The organism is Streptomyces sp. IBSBF 2435 (genome assembly GCF_036815005.1).
Classification (GTDB): Bacteria; Actinomycetota; Actinomycetes; order Streptomycetales; family Streptomycetaceae; genus Actinacidiphila.
Genome location: NZ_JAJSYW010000060.1, coordinates 1 through 14230 on the forward strand (window position 1 = coordinate 1; position 14230 = coordinate 14230).

The window sequence follows — 14230 nt, forward strand, 5'->3', positions numbered from 1 at the left end:
GACCCCACCGACCCGCCGACCACCCCGGGCTGCCCGTCGCCGTCCCCGACGCCCACGCCGAGCGACAGCGCCACCCCGACGCCCACGCCGTCCGGCACGCCCGCCGGCGACCCGTGTGGCACCGGCACCGCGACGCCCACCCCCTCCGACTCCGCGACGCCCGCGCCGACCGCCAGCGCCGCCGCGACCACCGCGGCGGCAGTCAGCCCGGCGCCCTGACCGGACCTACGTCCGCCGGGAGTTGGTGCGCCGGGTCGGTACGGCGGTCGAGGGGTCCTCGGGCCACGGGTGCCGCGGGTAGCGGCCGCGCAGTTCGGCGCGCACCGCCCGGTAGCCGTCCCGCCAGAAGGACGCCAGGTCCGCGGTCACCGCGGCCGGGCGCCCCGCGGGCGAGAGCAGATGGACCAGCACAGGCACCCCGGCGACCCGCGGGGTGTCCGCGAGGCCGAACAACTCCTGGAGTTTGACGGCCAGTACGGGCTGCTCGCCGCTGTAGTCGACACGGATCCGCGAACCGGTCGGCACCTCGATGCGCTCGGGTGCCAGCTCGCCGAACCCCGCCGCCGCGCCGCCCGCCCACGGCAGCAGCCTGGGCAGGGCCGCGCCCGCCTCGATCCGCTCCAGGTCCGCGCGGCGCCGGGCGCCGGCCAGCTCCGGGCCCAGCCACTCACCGGCGCGGGCCAGCAGCGCGTCCTCCGCGACATCCGGCCAGGGCGCGCCCAGCACCCGGTGGACGAACGCCATCCGCTGCCGCAGCTCCCGGGCGTCCCTGCTCCACCGCAGCAGCCCGGTGCCCTCGGCGGTGAGCCCGTCGAGCAGCGCGGCCCGCACCGCGGCCGGGTCGGGCGAGCGCAGCGGCGCCGCGGCCAACTCCACCGCGCCCAGCCGCTCCACCCGCCTGGCCACCACGTCGCCCTGCGCCCAGCGGACCTCCTCGTAGCGCTCCAGCGCCCAGGCGGCGGCGTCGCGGGCCGTCCGCTCGTCCACCACCGCGGCGAGCCGCACGCGCGCCGCCGCCCGTCCCGCACCGCGGTCGGCCACCGCCACCGCCACCCACTCGGCCCCGCCGAGCCCCGGCCCGGCCTCGGCTCCGGTGCCCGAAACCATCAGATACCCGCCGTCCGGGCGCCGCCGCGCCAGCCGCTCGGGGAAGGCCAGCGCGACGACGAGCCCCGCGGCGGCGTCGTCGCCCGGCGCGTGGCCGCCCCCGGGAAACCTGCCGCCCGCCGTACGCAGCGCGGCCTCCAGCCGGCGGGCCTCGGTGCGCCAGCGGGCGCCGTAGGCGTCGCCGCCCCGGCGGGCGGTGTGCCAGGCGGCGGCGAGGTCGGGGCCGTAGCCGGCCGGGACCTCCTCTGACAGCAGCGCGGTCACCTCGGCGGCCCGCGCGGCGCCCAGCGCGGGCGCGGCGTCCAGCAGCGCGCGGGCCAGCCTCGGGTGCAGGCCGAGCAGCCCCAGCCTGCGCCCGCGCGGGGTGGCGCGGCCCGCCGCGTCGACCGCGCCCAGCGTGCGCAAGGTGGTGCGCGCGGCGGCCAGCGCGCCGGGCGGCGGCGGGTCGAGCAGCGCCAGCCCGGTGGCGTCGGGCTCGCCCCAGCACGCGGCCTGGAGGGCGAAGCCGGTGAGGTCGGCCAGCGCGATCTCCGGCGCGGGCTGCCGGGCCAGCCGGTCGTGCTCGCCCTGCGCCCAGCAGCGGTACACCGTGCCGGGCGCCTCACGCCCGGCGCGCCCGGCCCGCTGCTCGGCCGCGGCCCGCGACACCCTGACGGTGGTCAGCGCCCCCAGGCCCCGGGCGTGGTCCATCCGCGGCTCACGGGCGAGGCCGCTGTCGACCACCGTCCTCACCCCCGGCACGGTCAGGCTGGACTCGGCGACCGACGTGGCCAGCAGGACCCGGCGGCGCTGCCCGGGCGCCAGAGCCGCGTCCTGGACCGCGGCCGGGGCCCGCCCGTGCAGTTGGAGGACGTCGACACCGAGCCCGGACAGCATGCCGGCCACCCGGGCGATCTCCCCGACGCCGGGCAGGAAGCACAGCACGTCCCCCGCTTCGCCGCCCTCGGCCAGCGCCCCGCGGACGACCGCCGCGACATGGTCGAGCAGCGCCGGGTCCACCCGCATGCCGTGCGGCGGCCGGACCTGCCGCGGCGGCGGCGCCCACCGCACCGCCACCGGGTGCAGCACGCCTGCCGCCTCCACCACGGGCGCGCCGAGCAGCGCGGCCCAGGCCGCCGTGTCGGTCGTCGCGGACGCGGCCACCAGCCGCAGCTCAGGACGCAGCGTGGCGCGTACGTCCAGCAGGAAGGCCATCGCGGTGTCCGCGTCGAGGTGCCGCTCGTGGCACTCGTCGAGCACGACGGTGCCGACGCCGGCCAGCTCCGGGTCGCGCTGGAGCCGTTGCAGCAGCACACCGGTGGTCACCACCTCCACGGTGGTGGCCGCTGACACCCGCCGCTCGCCGCGCACGGTGAAGCCCACCGTCGCGCCGACCTGTTCGCCCAGCAGCCAGGCCATCCGGCGGGCGGCGGCCCTGGCCGCCATCCGGCGCGGCTCGGCGACGACGACCCGCCCGGGGGGACGCCCGTCCGCGCCGGGCAGCAGCAGCGGCACCAGCGTGGTCTTGCCGGTGCCGGGCGGTGCGGCCAGCACCGCGCACCCGTGGCCGGCGAGCGCGTCGAGCAGCGCGGGGACGACGGCGGCGACCGGCAGGGCGCGCCCCTCGGCCCGGATCGCCGGGCCCCTCGGGCCCGTACCGTCCGACCCCGGGCCGCCCGAACCGCCCGAGCCCGCTGCCGGGCCGGTCACCGCGCCGCCCGCGCACCAGCGGCGGGGCAGCGGGCTCCGCCGCGTACCGTCATTCCGCCACGCACACGAAGACCGCGGTGCCCGGCAGCAGCCGGCCGCGCAGCGGGGACCAGCCGCCCCACTCCTGCTCGTTCCAGGCCGGCCACTCCGGTTCGACCAGGTCGACCAGCCGCAGCCCGGCCGCGGCGATCTCGCGCACCCGGTCGCCGAGCGTGCGGTGGTGCTCGACGTAGACCGCCAGGCCGCGGTCGTCCTGCTCGACGTAGGGCGTCCGGTCGAAGTACGACGACCCGGCGGTCAGCCCCTCGGGCCCCGGCTCGTCGGGGAAGGCCCAGCGCACCGGGTGGGTGACCGAGAAGACCCAGCGCCCGCCGGGCCGCAGCACCCGGCGCACCTCGCGCTGCACCCGGGCGGTGTCGGCGATGAAGGGCAGCGCGCCGTAGGCCGAGCAGGCCAGGTCGAAGGAGCCGTCGGCGAAGGGCAGGAAGGCGGCGTCGGCCTGCACCAGCGGCACCGGCGCGGACCCCTCGGCCTCCTGGTCGATCCGCCGCGCGTGCTGCAACTGCCGCCGCGACAGGTCGAGCGCCACCGGCAGTGCGCCCTGCGCGGCCAGCCAGCGCGAGCACTGGGCGGCGCCCGCGCCGATCTCCAGCACCGCACGGCCCTTCAAACCGGCCGCGGGGCCGAGCAGCGCGGCCTCCGCCTCGTCCAGTCCTTCGGGGCACCAGACGAACCGGTCGTCACCGAGGAAGTCGCCGTGCTCGATCTGGTAGTCGTCGGCGTTGCGGTCCCACCAGCCTCGGCTGGCCCGGCTGCTCTCCGTGACGCCGGCGCTGCGCCGGGTGGCTTCGGGTTCGGGTCCTTGGATCATCGCGGCAGTCGTCGTACTCTCTGGAAAGACCTGCGGTCGGTGGACATGCGCCGGTTTGGTTCGTTACGCGTCCGGTGCGCTCTTCGTGCATTGACCCTGCACGGCTGCCCCCGTATGCTACAAGTTGCGCTGCGAGCCTGCGCGCCTCAGACCGAGCAGGCCACGCTCGACTTTGCCGCACGATCCCCTCGGCCTCACCGCCGGCGGTATCGGGGCAGGATTGAAAAAGGCTCCCGGCGTAGCAGTACCTACGACTTACTGTCCGTACCGGAGTCCTTTCCCTAATGACGAGCAGCACCGAGGCCCCTCGTACCACCCCGCAGGTGGCGGTCAACGACATCGGCAACGAGGAAGCCTTCCTCGCCGCGATCGACGAGACGATCAAGTACTTCAACGACGGCGACATCGTCGACGGCGTCATCGTGAAGGTCGACCGGGACGAGGTCCTGCTCGACATCGGTTACAAGACCGAAGGTGTCATTCCCTCCCGCGAGCTGTCCATCAAGCACGACGTCGACCCCAACGAGGTCGTCGCCGTGGGCGATGAGATCGAGGCCCTGGTTCTCCAGAAGGAGGACAAGGAAGGCCGCCTGATCCTCTCGAAGAAGCGTGCGCAGTACGAGCGCGCGTGGGGCACCATCGAGAAGATCAAGGAAGAGGACGGCATCGTCACCGGTACCGTCATCGAGGTCGTCAAGGGCGGTCTCATCCTCGACATCGGCCTGCGCGGCTTCCTGCCCGCCTCGCTGGTCGAGATGCGCCGGGTGCGCGACCTCCAGCCCTACGTGGGCAAGGAGCTCGAAGCCAAGATCATCGAGCTGGACAAGAACCGCAACAACGTGGTGCTGTCCCGCCGTGCCTGGCTGGAGCAGACCCAGAGCGAGGTCCGCCAGACCTTCCTCACCACCCTGCAGAAGGGCCAGGTGCGCTCCGGCGTCGTCTCCTCCATCGTCAACTTCGGTGCGTTCGTGGACCTCGGCGGTGTCGACGGTCTGGTGCACGTCTCGGAGCTGTCCTGGAAGCACATCGACCACCCCTCCGAGGTCGTCGAGGTCGGCCAGGAGGTCACGGTCGAGGTCCTGGACGTCGACATGGACCGCGAGCGCGTCTCGCTGTCGCTGAAGGCGACCCAGGAAGACCCGTGGCAGCAGTTCGCCCGGACGCACCAGATCGGGCAGGTCGTGCCCGGCAAGGTCACCAAGCTCGTCCCGTTCGGCGCGTTCGTCCGCGTCGACGAGGGCATCGAGGGCCTGGTCCACATCTCCGAGCTGGCCGAGCGCCACGTGGAGATCCCGGAGCAGGTCGTCCAGGTCAACGACGAGATCTTCGTCAAGGTCATCGACATCGACCTGGAGCGTCGCCGGATCTCGCTGTCCCTCAAGCAGGCCAACGAGTCCTTCGGCTCCGACCCGGCCTCGGTCGAGTTCGACCCGACGCTCTACGGCATGGCGGCGTCGTACGACGACCAGGGGAACTACATCTACCCCGAGGGCTTCGACCCCGAGACGAACGACTGGCTCGAGGGATACGACAAGCAGCGCGAGGAGTGGGAGGGCCAGTACGCCACGGCCCAGACCCGCTTCGAGCAGCACCAGGCGCAGGTCATCAAGTCCCGCGAGGCCGACGAGCAGGCGGCGGCCGAGGCCGGCAGCGCGGCTCCGGCGTCCGGCGGCGCGGGCACCGGCGGCGGTTCGTACTCCTCGGAGTCCGACGACACCTCCGGCGCCCTGGCTTCCGACGAGGCCCTGGCGGCCCTGCGCGAGAAGCTGGCCGGCGGCCAGAGCTGACCGGTAGCCACCAGCTGTCGCGGCCCCGCCCCCCTTTCCAGGGGGGCGGGGCCGCACTGCGTCCTGGGCCGTGCGGGGAATGGCGGGCCGGGGTTGTTCGTTGTGGTGACAGAGAATGAGGAGGGCGATCATCGTGCTGGATCCGCAAGGGCTGTATGAGTACGTGCCGGGCGGGGCCGAGGCCGTGGACGAAGCGGTCGGAGACGCGGGGCCCGTGCTGCTGTACCACTTCGAGGGGTTCATGGACGCCGGTGAGACCGGTGAACAGATCAGCCAGCAGCTGCTGGACCGGCTCGACAACCAGCTCATCGCGCGTTTCGACGCCGACCGGCTGGTCGACTACCGGGCCCGCCGGCCGCTGATGACCTTCGAGCGCGACCACTGGACGTCCTACGAAGCGCCGGAGATCGACCTCTATCTGGTGCGCGACACCACCGGCACCCCGTTCCTGCTGCTCACCGGCTCGGAGCCGGATGTGGAGTGGGAGCGTTTCGCCACCGCGGTGCTCCAGGTCGTCGAGCGCCTCGGCGTCCGGCTCGCCATCAACTTCCACGGCATCCCGATGGGCGTGCCGCACACCCGCCCGGTCGGCCTGACCCCGCACGGCAACCGGGTCGACCTGATGCCCGGTCACCGCGCCTGGTTCGACGAGGCCCAGGTGCCCGGCAGCGCCGCCGCGCTGGTCGAACTGCGGATGGCCGAGGCCGGCCGCGACGTGCTCGGGGTCGCCGCGCACGTGCCGCACTATCTGGCGCGCTCCCCGTATCCGGACGCGGCCCTCGCCGTGCTGGAGGCGATCACCGCCGCCACTGGCCTTGTGCTGCCCGAGATCGCCCACGCCCTGCGCAATGAGGCGCACACCGTACGGGTCGAGATCGACCGGCAGGTCGCCGAGGGCGACGGCGAACTGGTGTCCGTGGTGCGCGGCCTGGAGAGCCAGTACGACGCGGTCGCCGGGTCGCAGTCCCGCGAAAGCCTGATCGCCGAGCCCGTCGACCTGCCCACGGCCGACGACCTCGCGGCCGAGTTCGAGCGTTTCCTGGCCGACCGGGAGGACGACGGCGGTCGCTGAGTAGGCTGGCCGCCATGCTGACAGTGGGTCTGACCGGCGGCATCGGAGCCGGCAAGAGCGAGGTGGGGCGGCTGCTCGCGTCCTACGGGGCGGTCCTGGTCGACTCCGACCGGATCGCCCGCGAGGTGGTCGAGCCCGGTACCGGAGGGCTGGCCGCGGTGGTCGCCGAGTTCGGCACCGGTGTGCTGGCCCCGGACGGGTCGCTGGACCGGCCGAAGCTCGGCGCGGTCGTCTTCGCCGACGAGGACCGGCGCAAGGCGCTCAACGCGATCCTGCACCCGCTGATCGCTGCCCGCTCCGACGCACTGCGGCGGGCCGCGGGCCCCGGGGACATCGTGCTCCAGGACGTGCCGCTGCTTACCGAGAACGGGCTGGCCCCGCTCTTCGACCTGGTCGTCGTGGTGGACGCCGACCCCGCCACCCAGCTCGACCGGCTGGTACGGCTGCGCGGCATGGCCGAGGACGAGGCCCGCTCCCGGATGGCCGCCCAGGCGAGCCGCGCCGAACGCCTCGCGGTCGCCGACCTGGTGATCGACAACGACGGCCCGCTCGACGCGCTGGAGCCGCAGGTCCGCGCGGTGTGGGCCGAACTGCGCGAGCGGCTGCGGGCGGCGCGGGACGGGGCGTAGCCGGGCGGTTGCGAGGGAATGCGATTGCCGGGCGGTGTGTTGGGTATGTCTGAGCGGACGATCATTCGTCCCCGTGCCCGATGTCAGGGAGGCGGAGTTGCCCGAGCGCACCCCAGAGACCGATGTGATCGACTTCCGCGCCGCTGAGCACCTGCTTGCCGCGCGCGACCCGCGCGGCGCGGTCAAGCTGCTCGACCCGGTCATCGCCGCCCACCCGGAGAACACCGCGGCCCGGCTGCTGCGTGCCCGCGCCTTCTTCCTCGCCGCACAACTGCGGCCCGCGGAGCTGGAGTTCCAGATCGTGCTGGAGCGCGAGCCGGACAACGCGTTCGCCCACTTCGCGCTCGGCCGCACCCTGGAGCGGGCCAGCCGGGCCGACGAGGCGAAACGGCACTTCCGGCTGGCCGCCGCCCTCGACCCGCGCCCCGACTATCTCGCGGCGGCCCGCTTCGAGTCCTAGGACAGGCCCGGGGACGGTGCCGCTGTCGGCGCCGACGGCTCGTCAAAGGTCCTGTCAAGAAAGCGCCCCTCGCGGATGCGTCCGCCGGGCGCTGCCGATATCTTCACACCCTTGGCCGAGCGGAGCGGGGGGACATGGAAGTCGTCGTGGTAGTGCTGGTCGTCGCAGCGGTGGTCGGCCTGATATCGGTGCTGAGCGGCCTGCGGGTCGTCAAGCAGTACGAGCGCGGCGTCGTCTACCGCTTCGGCCGGGTCAACGCGCTGCCCAAAGAGCCGGGGCCGCGCCTGCTGGTGCCCTTCATGGACCGGATGACCAAGGTCAACATGCAGGTCGTCACGATGCCGGTGCCCTCGCAGGAGGGCATCACCCGCGACAATGTGTCGGTCCGGGTGGACGCGGTGCTCTACTTCCGGGTCGTGGACCCGGTCCGGGCGACCGTGGACGTGCAGAACTACCAGTTTGCGATGCTCCAGGTCGCGCAGACCTCGCTGCGCTCCATCATCGGCAAGAGCGACCTGGACGACCTGCTGTCCGGGCGGGAGAAGCTGCACGAGGGCCTGGAGCTGATGCTGTCCACGCCCGCCACCGGCTGGGGTGTGCACATCGACCGGGTCGAGATCAAGGACGTGGCGCTGCCCGAGTCCATGAAGCGCTCCATGGCGCGGCAGGCGGAGGCGGACCGCGAGCGGCGGGCCAGGATCATCACCGCCGACGGTGAGCTCCAGGCCTCGCACAAGCTCTCCGAGGCGGCCAGGACCATGGACGCCAACCCGGCGGCGCTCCAGCTGCGCATGCTCCAGACGGTGGTGGAGGTCGCCGCCGAGAAGAACTCGACGCTGGTGCTGCCCTTCCCCGTCGAGCTGCTGCGCTTCTTCGACCGCGCCGCGCAGGGCTCGGGCGCCGCGGCGCCGGGCGCGCCCGAGGCGCCCCCGGCCGGGCAGCAGCCGGCCGCCGCGCCGCAGGTGGCGGCGGCGGACGAGCCGGCCGAGGTCGGGCAGGCCGGCCGCACCGAGCTGCCGGAGTCGGCGTCCCCGCTGCAGATCCCCGACCCGAGGACGTCCGAGGAGTAGCCCGCGCGCCTGCGGCGCCACGCGGTCGTGACCCCGCCGGCGCGGCCCGCGGTCGTACGCCCGCCGCTGCCGGTGTGCACCCGGCGCTCGGACGGGCTCGGGGCCGGCCGGCGGCGGTGTGGGGGTCAGAACAGTTCAGAACAGTGGCGCCGGGAGCACTCCTTCGAGCGCGAGCAGCGTCCGCTTGATCTCCAGGCCGCCGCCGAAGCCGCCTATGCCGCCGCCGCTCTCGACCACCCGGTGGCACGGCACCACCACGGGCAGCGGATTGGCGCCCATCGCACCGCCCACCGCGCGGGCCGCGTCCGGCTCGCCGACCCGGTCGGCCAGGTCCTGATAGCCGACCACCGTGCCGTACGGCACCCCCTCGGCCAGCTCCCGCAGCACCCGCCGCTGGAAACCGGTGATCAGCGACCAGTCCAGCGGCAGGTCGAAGTCCCTCAGCGTGCCCGCGAAGTAACCGTCCAGCTGGGCGGTCACCGGCGCCAGCCGCGCGGCGTCCTCCACCGGCGCGCAGCCCAGCCGGCGTCCCACCGCCGCCACCGCCCGCGCGGCGGTCTCCTCGCCGGCCCTGAAGACGACGAGGACCAGGCCCTCCTCGGTGGCCGCCACCAGCAGCGGTCCGATGGGCGCGTCGTACACGGTCCAGGCAGCGCTCGTCATGCCCGCCAGCGTAGGGGGAGGGTCCGACAACACCGCACGGGACCGCGGGCCGGGCGGATTGTCAGTGGGTGGTCGTACGGTGGTCTCATGCGGCCCGTATCAGACATCGAACGCACGGTGGCGCCTTTCGAGGTCGTCAGTCCCTTCCAGCCCAGCGGCGACCAGCCGGCGGCCATCGACGACCTGGAGCGGCGGATCCGCGCGGGGGAGCAGGACGTGGTGCTGCTCGGTGCCACCGGCACGGGCAAGTCCGCCACGACGGCCTGGATGATCGAGCGGCTGCAGCGCCCCACCCTGGTGATGGCGCCGAACAAGACCCTCGCGGCGCAGCTGGCCAACGAATTCCGCGAGCTGCTGCCGAACAACGCGGTCGAATACTTCGTCTCGTACTACGACTACTACCAGCCCGAGGCGTACGTCCCGCAGACCGACACCTACATCGAGAAGGACTCCTCGATCAACGAGGAGGTGGAGCGGCTCCGGCACTCCGCCACCAATTCCCTGCTGACCAGGCGCGACGTCGTCGTGGTGGCCTCGGTGTCCTGCATCTACGGCCTGGGCACCCCGCAGGAGTACATCGACCGGATGGTGCGGCTCAAGGTCGGCGACGTGATCGAGCGCGACCAGCTGCTGCGCCGCTTCGTCGACATCCAGTACACGCGCAACGACATGGCGTTCACCCGCGGCACCTTCCGGGTGCGCGGCGACACCGTGGAGATCTTCCCGGTGTACGAGCAGCTGGCCGTGCGGATCGAGATGTTCGGCGACGAGATCGAGGCGCTCTACACCCTGCACCCGCTGACCGGCGAGGTCATCACCGAGGACGAGCAGATCTACGTCTTCCCCGCCACCCACTACGTGGCGGGCCCCGAGCGCATGGAGCGGGCCATCGCCGGGATCGAGCACGAGTTGGAGGGGCAGCTCGCGCAGATGGAGAAGCAGGGCAAGCTGCTGGAGGCCCAGCGGCTGCGGATGCGCACCACCTACGACATCGAGATGATGCGGCAGATCGGCAGCTGTTCCGGCATCGAGAACTACTCGCGGCATATCGACGGCCGCGAGCAGGGCAGCGCCCCCGACACCCTGATCGACTACTTCCCCGAGGACTTCCTGCTGGTCATCGACGAGTCGCATGTCACCGTGCCGCAGATCGGCGCGATGTACGAGGGCGACGCGTCGCGCAAGCGCACCCTGGTGGACCACGGCTTCCGGCTGCCGTCCGCGCTGGACAACCGGCCGCTGAAGTGGGAGGAATTCCTGACCAGGGTCGGCCAGAGCGTCTACCTGTCGGCGACCCCGGGTCCGTACGAGCTGTCGCGCGGCGACGGTGTGGTGGAGCAGATCATCCGCCCGACCGGCCTGATCGACCCGGAGGTGGTGGTCAAGCCCACCGAGGGCCAGATCGACGACCTGGTGCACGAGATCAGGCTGCGCACCGAGAAGGACGAGCGGGTCCTGGTCACCACGCTGACCAAGAAGATGTCCGAGGACCTCACCGACTACCTGCTGGAGCTGGGCATCCAGGTGCGCTATCTGCACAGCGACATCGACACCCTGCGCCGGGTGGAGCTGCTGCAGGAGCTGCGGGCCGGCGAGTACGACGTGCTGGTCGGCATCAACCTGCTGCGTGAGGGCCTCGACCTGCCCGAGGTGTCGCTGGTGGCGATCCTGGACGCGGACAAGGAGGGCTTCCTGCGCTCGGGCACCTCGCTGATCCAGACCATCGGCCGCGCGGCCCGTAACGTGTCGGGCCAGGTCCATATGTACGCCGACCGGATCACCCCCGGTATGGAGCGGGCCATCGAGGAGACCAACCGCCGCCGCGAGAAGCAGATCGCGTACAACACCGAGCGCGGGGTCGATCCGCAGCCGCTGCGCAAGAAGATCGCCGGCATCCTCGACTCCTTCGCCCGGGAGGACGCCGACACCGAGGAGCTGCTCGGCTCCGGACGCCAGCGCTCGCGCGGCAAGGCACCGGTGCCCGGCCTGTCGTCGAAGGGCGGCAAGCGCTCCGCGCAGGCGCTGCCCGCCGAGGAGCTGGCCGACCTCATCGGGCAGCTGACCGACCAGATGCACGCGGCGGCGGCGGAGCTGCAGTTCGAGGTGGCCGCCAGGATCCGGGACGAACTGGGAGACCTGAAAAAGGAGTTGCGCCAGATGCGGGACGCGGGAATGGCGTGACTCCGGCGGAAATCGCCGCAGGACGAACCGGGATACGGTCACCCCGCGTCTTGTTAGGGTGCGGGGCAACAACCGCACACATCAGGTGACGGGTGAGAGGGGCAAGCGCGTGACGGTCAACATGACCAAGGGCCAGAAGATCAGCCTGAGCAAGGCCGACGGAGGCTCGTTGACGGCGGTCAGGATGGGGCTCGGCTGGAAGGCGGCACCGCGTCGCGGGCTGTTCGGAAGCCGCACCCGGGAGATCGACCTGGACGCCTCCGCGGTGCTCTTCGCCGACAAGCAGCCGGTGGACGTGGTGTTCTTCCGCCACCTCACCAGTGACGACGGTTCCGTCCGGCACACCGGCGACAACCTGGTCGGCGGCGTCGGCCAGGGCGGCGACGACGAGTCGATCATCGTCGACCTGTCCCGCGTCCCGGTCCATGTCGACCAGATCGTCTTCACCGTGAACTCCTTCACCGGCCAGACCTTCGCCGAGGTGGAGAACGCGTTCTGCCGGCTGGTGGACGAGACCAACGGCCAGGAACTGGCCCGCTACACCCTGACCGGCGGCGGCGCGTACACCGCGCAGATCATGGCGAAGGTGCAGCGCGGCACGACCGGCTGGTCGATGACGGCGATCGGCACCCCGGCCAACGGGCGGACCTTCCAGGACCTGATCCCGGCCATTCTTCCCGCCCTCTGACAGCGGGTCCGGCCGGCGGGCCGTAGCAGTTCACCTAACACAGAAAGACGGGGGCGGCGGACATGGCGGCCGAACTGGTCCGGGGGCAGAACCATCCGCTGCCCGGCAACCGGCTGGAGATCCGGGTCTCGGCGGGCGCACCGGTGGTGGCCGCGGTCACCCTCGGGGACGAGGCGGGGCGGGTCGTCGGCGACGGGGACTGGCTCGCCCACCCCGGTGAGCCGCAGCTGGCCGGGGTCGAGGTGCCGCGGCAGGCCGCGGCGGAGCACCGGCTCGCGGTGGACCTCGGCGCGATGCCGCCCGCGGTGCACCGGGTGCATGTGCTGCTCGCGCTGTCCGGCGCGGCGGCCCGCCCGGGTGCCCCCGCCGATTTCGGCGCCGTCCCCGCTCCCCGGGTCGCGGTCACCACGCCGGAAGGCGCCGCCATCGCCGGTTTCACCATCACCGGCCTCGGCGCGGAGACCGCCCTGCTGGCCGTCGAGCTGTACCGCCGCCAGTCGGCCTGGAAGGTCCGCGCGGTCGGCCAGGGCTACCGGGGCGGCCTGCCCGCGCTGTTCCTCGACCAGGGGGTTCCCGACCCGGCGGGGTCGGCCGCGGCCGTGCACATCGCGGTCGACCGCGAGCAGGCCCGCTCGGTCGACCTGCCCGCGCCCGCGGGCGCGGACCGCGCCGCCGCGAGTCCGTCCGGGACGGGCTCCCACCAGGCAGACCGCACCTCGGGAACGGGCGCCGCGGCCGGTGCGCGGCCGTCCGGGGCCGGGGGTCCGGTGGACTACCGGCACCCCCGGCGCCGCACCGCGCCCGCCACTCCGCCGCCGGCCCCGCCCGCGCGGCCGGGCCAGGTGCCGACGCCCCGCGACGACCGTCCTGCGCCGGCGTCGGCGCCTCCGCCGCCGCCCGCGGAGGCGCCGCGGGTGCCGGTGGCCGGGGACGCGGCGGGGAGCTCGATGGATGAGCGGCTCTACAACCAGGTCTGGGGCATGTTCGAGGACCTGTCGCGGTCGGTGGCGGCGTATCGCAGCGCCGCGGACTTCGCCGAGTCGCGCTTCGAGCAGGAGCTGGACCGGCTGCTGGCCGACCCGCGCACCCGGGGCGGCGCGGCGGCGGAGGCGGCCCGCGAGGACGCCCAGGGCAAGCAGGCGGCGCTGGTCGACCAGGCCAGGGCGGTGCTCGACCGGGACCTGGCGCAGCTCACCGCGGAGGCCGAGGCCGTCGAGCCGGCGCTGCCGCCGGAATTCGCCGGCTGGGAGAATCCGGTGTGGCACGGCTACCGGGTGCCCGAGCGGCTGCCGCTCGCCGTCCGCCTCGGCAGCCTGTGCCTGCCGGAGGCGCCCGAGCTGCGTATCCCGCTGCTGAGCCGGCTCCCGCTGGAACGCGGCCTGTGGGTGGACAGCGCCGAGAACCGCAGGGCGGCCGTGGAGGCGGCGGTGGCGGTGGCGGCCCGGCTGCTCGCCTCGCACCCGGTGGGCGCCTTCGCGGTGCACGCCCTGGACCCGGCGGGATCGGGCGCGACCGCGCTCGCCCCGCTGCATTCCGGCGGCGCGCTCGTGCTGCCGCCGCCCGCCGCGGGCGCGGCCGGGGTGAGCGAGCTGCTGACCCGGCTCACCGAGCGGGTCGACCTGATCCAGATGGCCAGACGCGGTGGCGCCGCCGAGGACCTGCCGCCCGGTTTCGACACCGCCGAGCAGCTGCTGATCGTCAACGAGTTCCCGTACGGCTTCGACGACCGGTCGGTCAACCAGCTTCGCTATCTCGCCGACGAGGGCCCCTCGGCGGGCCTCCATCTGCTGGTGGTGGCCGACCGGGAGGACGCGGCGGCGTACGGTCCCGTGCTCGATCCGCTGTGGCGTTCGCTGCTGCGGCTCACCCCGCTGCCCAGCGACCATCTGGCCGACCCGTGGGTCGGGCACGCCTGGACGTACGAGCCGCCGCTGGTGCCGCCGGGCAGCCGGATCCTCACCGATGTGCTCAGGCAGCTGGCCGCGGCACGCCCGGCGTATGGGGCCTGACCTG

Annotated in this window: 12 protein-coding genes; 8 read left to right on the forward strand and 4 right to left on the reverse strand. The window is 73.5% G+C overall.

Annotated elements, in window-relative coordinates; all coding sequences use genetic code 11:
• From V7E46_RS14315 to V7E46_RS14325, 3 genes are all read right to left on the reverse strand, one after another.
• Window positions 1-191, reverse strand: a 191-nt coding sequence (locus tag V7E46_RS14315; RefSeq protein WP_443054155.1) for a hypothetical protein, incomplete at its 3' end; no start/stop codon positions are given.
• A 34-nt stretch (window positions 192-225) separates the two neighbouring features.
• The gene (hrpB, locus tag V7E46_RS14320) at window positions 226-2721 is read right to left on the reverse strand and encodes an ATP-dependent helicase HrpB (protein WP_333768794.1); all 2496 of its coding nucleotides are present in this window, start codon (window positions 2719-2721) and stop codon (window positions 226-228) included.
• Window positions 2722-2845: 124 nt separating this feature from the next.
• Entirely contained in the window at window positions 2846-3667 is an 822-nt protein-coding gene (locus tag V7E46_RS14325) for a class I SAM-dependent methyltransferase (protein ID WP_333768774.1), read from the reverse strand.
• 284 nt (window positions 3668-3951) lie between these two features.
• On the opposite strand from V7E46_RS14325, the gene rpsA reads away from it, so the two are divergent.
• The 5 genes from rpsA (at window position 3952) to V7E46_RS14350 (ending at window position 8685) form a co-directional block, all read left to right on the forward strand.
• Window positions 3952-5454 (forward strand): 30S ribosomal protein S1, encoded by a 1503-nt coding sequence (gene rpsA / locus V7E46_RS14330; RefSeq protein ID WP_329179897.1) that lies wholly within the window; start codon window positions 3952-3954, stop codon window positions 5452-5454.
• Window positions 5455-5587: 133 nt separating this feature from the next.
• Window positions 5588-6526, forward strand: coding sequence for a PAC2 family protein (locus V7E46_RS14335; RefSeq protein ID WP_329179899.1), 939 nt, complete (start codon window positions 5588-5590; stop codon window positions 6524-6526).
• Window positions 6527-6540: 14 nt separating this feature from the next.
• On the forward strand, window positions 6541-7155 hold the full coding sequence (gene coaE / locus V7E46_RS14340; protein ID WP_333768775.1) for a dephospho-CoA kinase: 615 nt from the start codon (window positions 6541-6543) through the stop codon (window positions 7153-7155).
• A gap of 97 nt (window positions 7156-7252) precedes the next feature.
• Window positions 7253-7615: a tetratricopeptide repeat protein gene (locus V7E46_RS14345; protein ID WP_329182598.1), complete on the forward strand. Its 363-nt coding sequence runs from the start codon at window positions 7253-7255 to the stop codon at window positions 7613-7615.
• 134 nt (window positions 7616-7749) lie between these two features.
• The gene (locus tag V7E46_RS14350) at window positions 7750-8685 is read left to right on the forward strand and encodes a slipin family protein (RefSeq protein WP_333768776.1); all 936 of its coding nucleotides are present in this window, start codon (window positions 7750-7752) and stop codon (window positions 8683-8685) included.
• 135 nt (window positions 8686-8820) lie between these two features.
• On the opposite strand, the gene V7E46_RS14355 is transcribed toward V7E46_RS14350, so the two are convergent.
• On the reverse strand, window positions 8821-9348 hold the full coding sequence (locus V7E46_RS14355) for a methylated-DNA--[protein]-cysteine S-methyltransferase (protein ID WP_333768777.1): 528 nt from the start codon (window positions 9346-9348) through the stop codon (window positions 8821-8823).
• A gap of 87 nt (window positions 9349-9435) precedes the next feature.
• Here V7E46_RS14355 and uvrB point away from each other — a divergent pair, with 87 nt between their 5' ends.
• The 3 genes from uvrB to V7E46_RS14370 all read left to right on the forward strand — a co-directional run bounded on the left by uvrB (window position 9436) and on the right by V7E46_RS14370 (window position 14226).
• Complete coding sequence (gene uvrB / locus V7E46_RS14360; protein WP_333768778.1) at window positions 9436-11529, forward strand: excinuclease ABC subunit UvrB; 2094 nt, start codon at window positions 9436-9438, stop codon at window positions 11527-11529.
• A 109-nt stretch (window positions 11530-11638) separates the two neighbouring features.
• A complete protein-coding gene (locus V7E46_RS14365) occupies window positions 11639-12217 on the forward strand; it encodes a TerD family protein (RefSeq protein WP_329179908.1) in 579 nt (192 codons plus the stop codon).
• Window positions 12218-12279: 62 nt separating this feature from the next.
• A complete protein-coding gene (locus tag V7E46_RS14370; RefSeq protein WP_333768779.1) occupies window positions 12280-14226 on the forward strand; it encodes a TerD family protein in 1947 nt (648 codons plus the stop codon).
• Window positions 14227-14230: the final 4 nt, after the last annotated feature.

What these genes read in the sequence shown, in the direction of transcription:
- V7E46_RS14370 (WP_333768779.1), top strand. Translation starts at nt 12,280, where the DNA reads ATGGCGGCCGAACTGGTCCGGGGGCAGAACCATCCGCTGCCCGGCAAC.
- rpsA (WP_329179897.1), top strand. Translation starts at nt 3,952, where the DNA reads ATGACGAGCAGCACCGAGGCCCCTCGTACCACCCCGCAGGTGGCGGTC.
- V7E46_RS14325 (WP_333768774.1), bottom strand. Translation starts at nt 3,667, where the DNA reads ATGATCCAAGGACCCGAACCCGAAGCCACCCGGCGCAGCGCCGGCGTC.
- V7E46_RS14350 (WP_333768776.1), top strand. Translation starts at nt 7,750, where the DNA reads ATGGAAGTCGTCGTGGTAGTGCTGGTCGTCGCAGCGGTGGTCGGCCTG.
- coaE (WP_333768775.1), top strand. Translation starts at nt 6,541, where the DNA reads ATGCTGACAGTGGGTCTGACCGGCGGCATCGGAGCCGGCAAGAGCGAG.
- uvrB (WP_333768778.1), top strand. Translation starts at nt 9,436, where the DNA reads ATGCGGCCCGTATCAGACATCGAACGCACGGTGGCGCCTTTCGAGGTC.
- V7E46_RS14355 (WP_333768777.1), bottom strand. Translation starts at nt 9,348, where the DNA reads ATGACGAGCGCTGCCTGGACCGTGTACGACGCGCCCATCGGACCGCTG.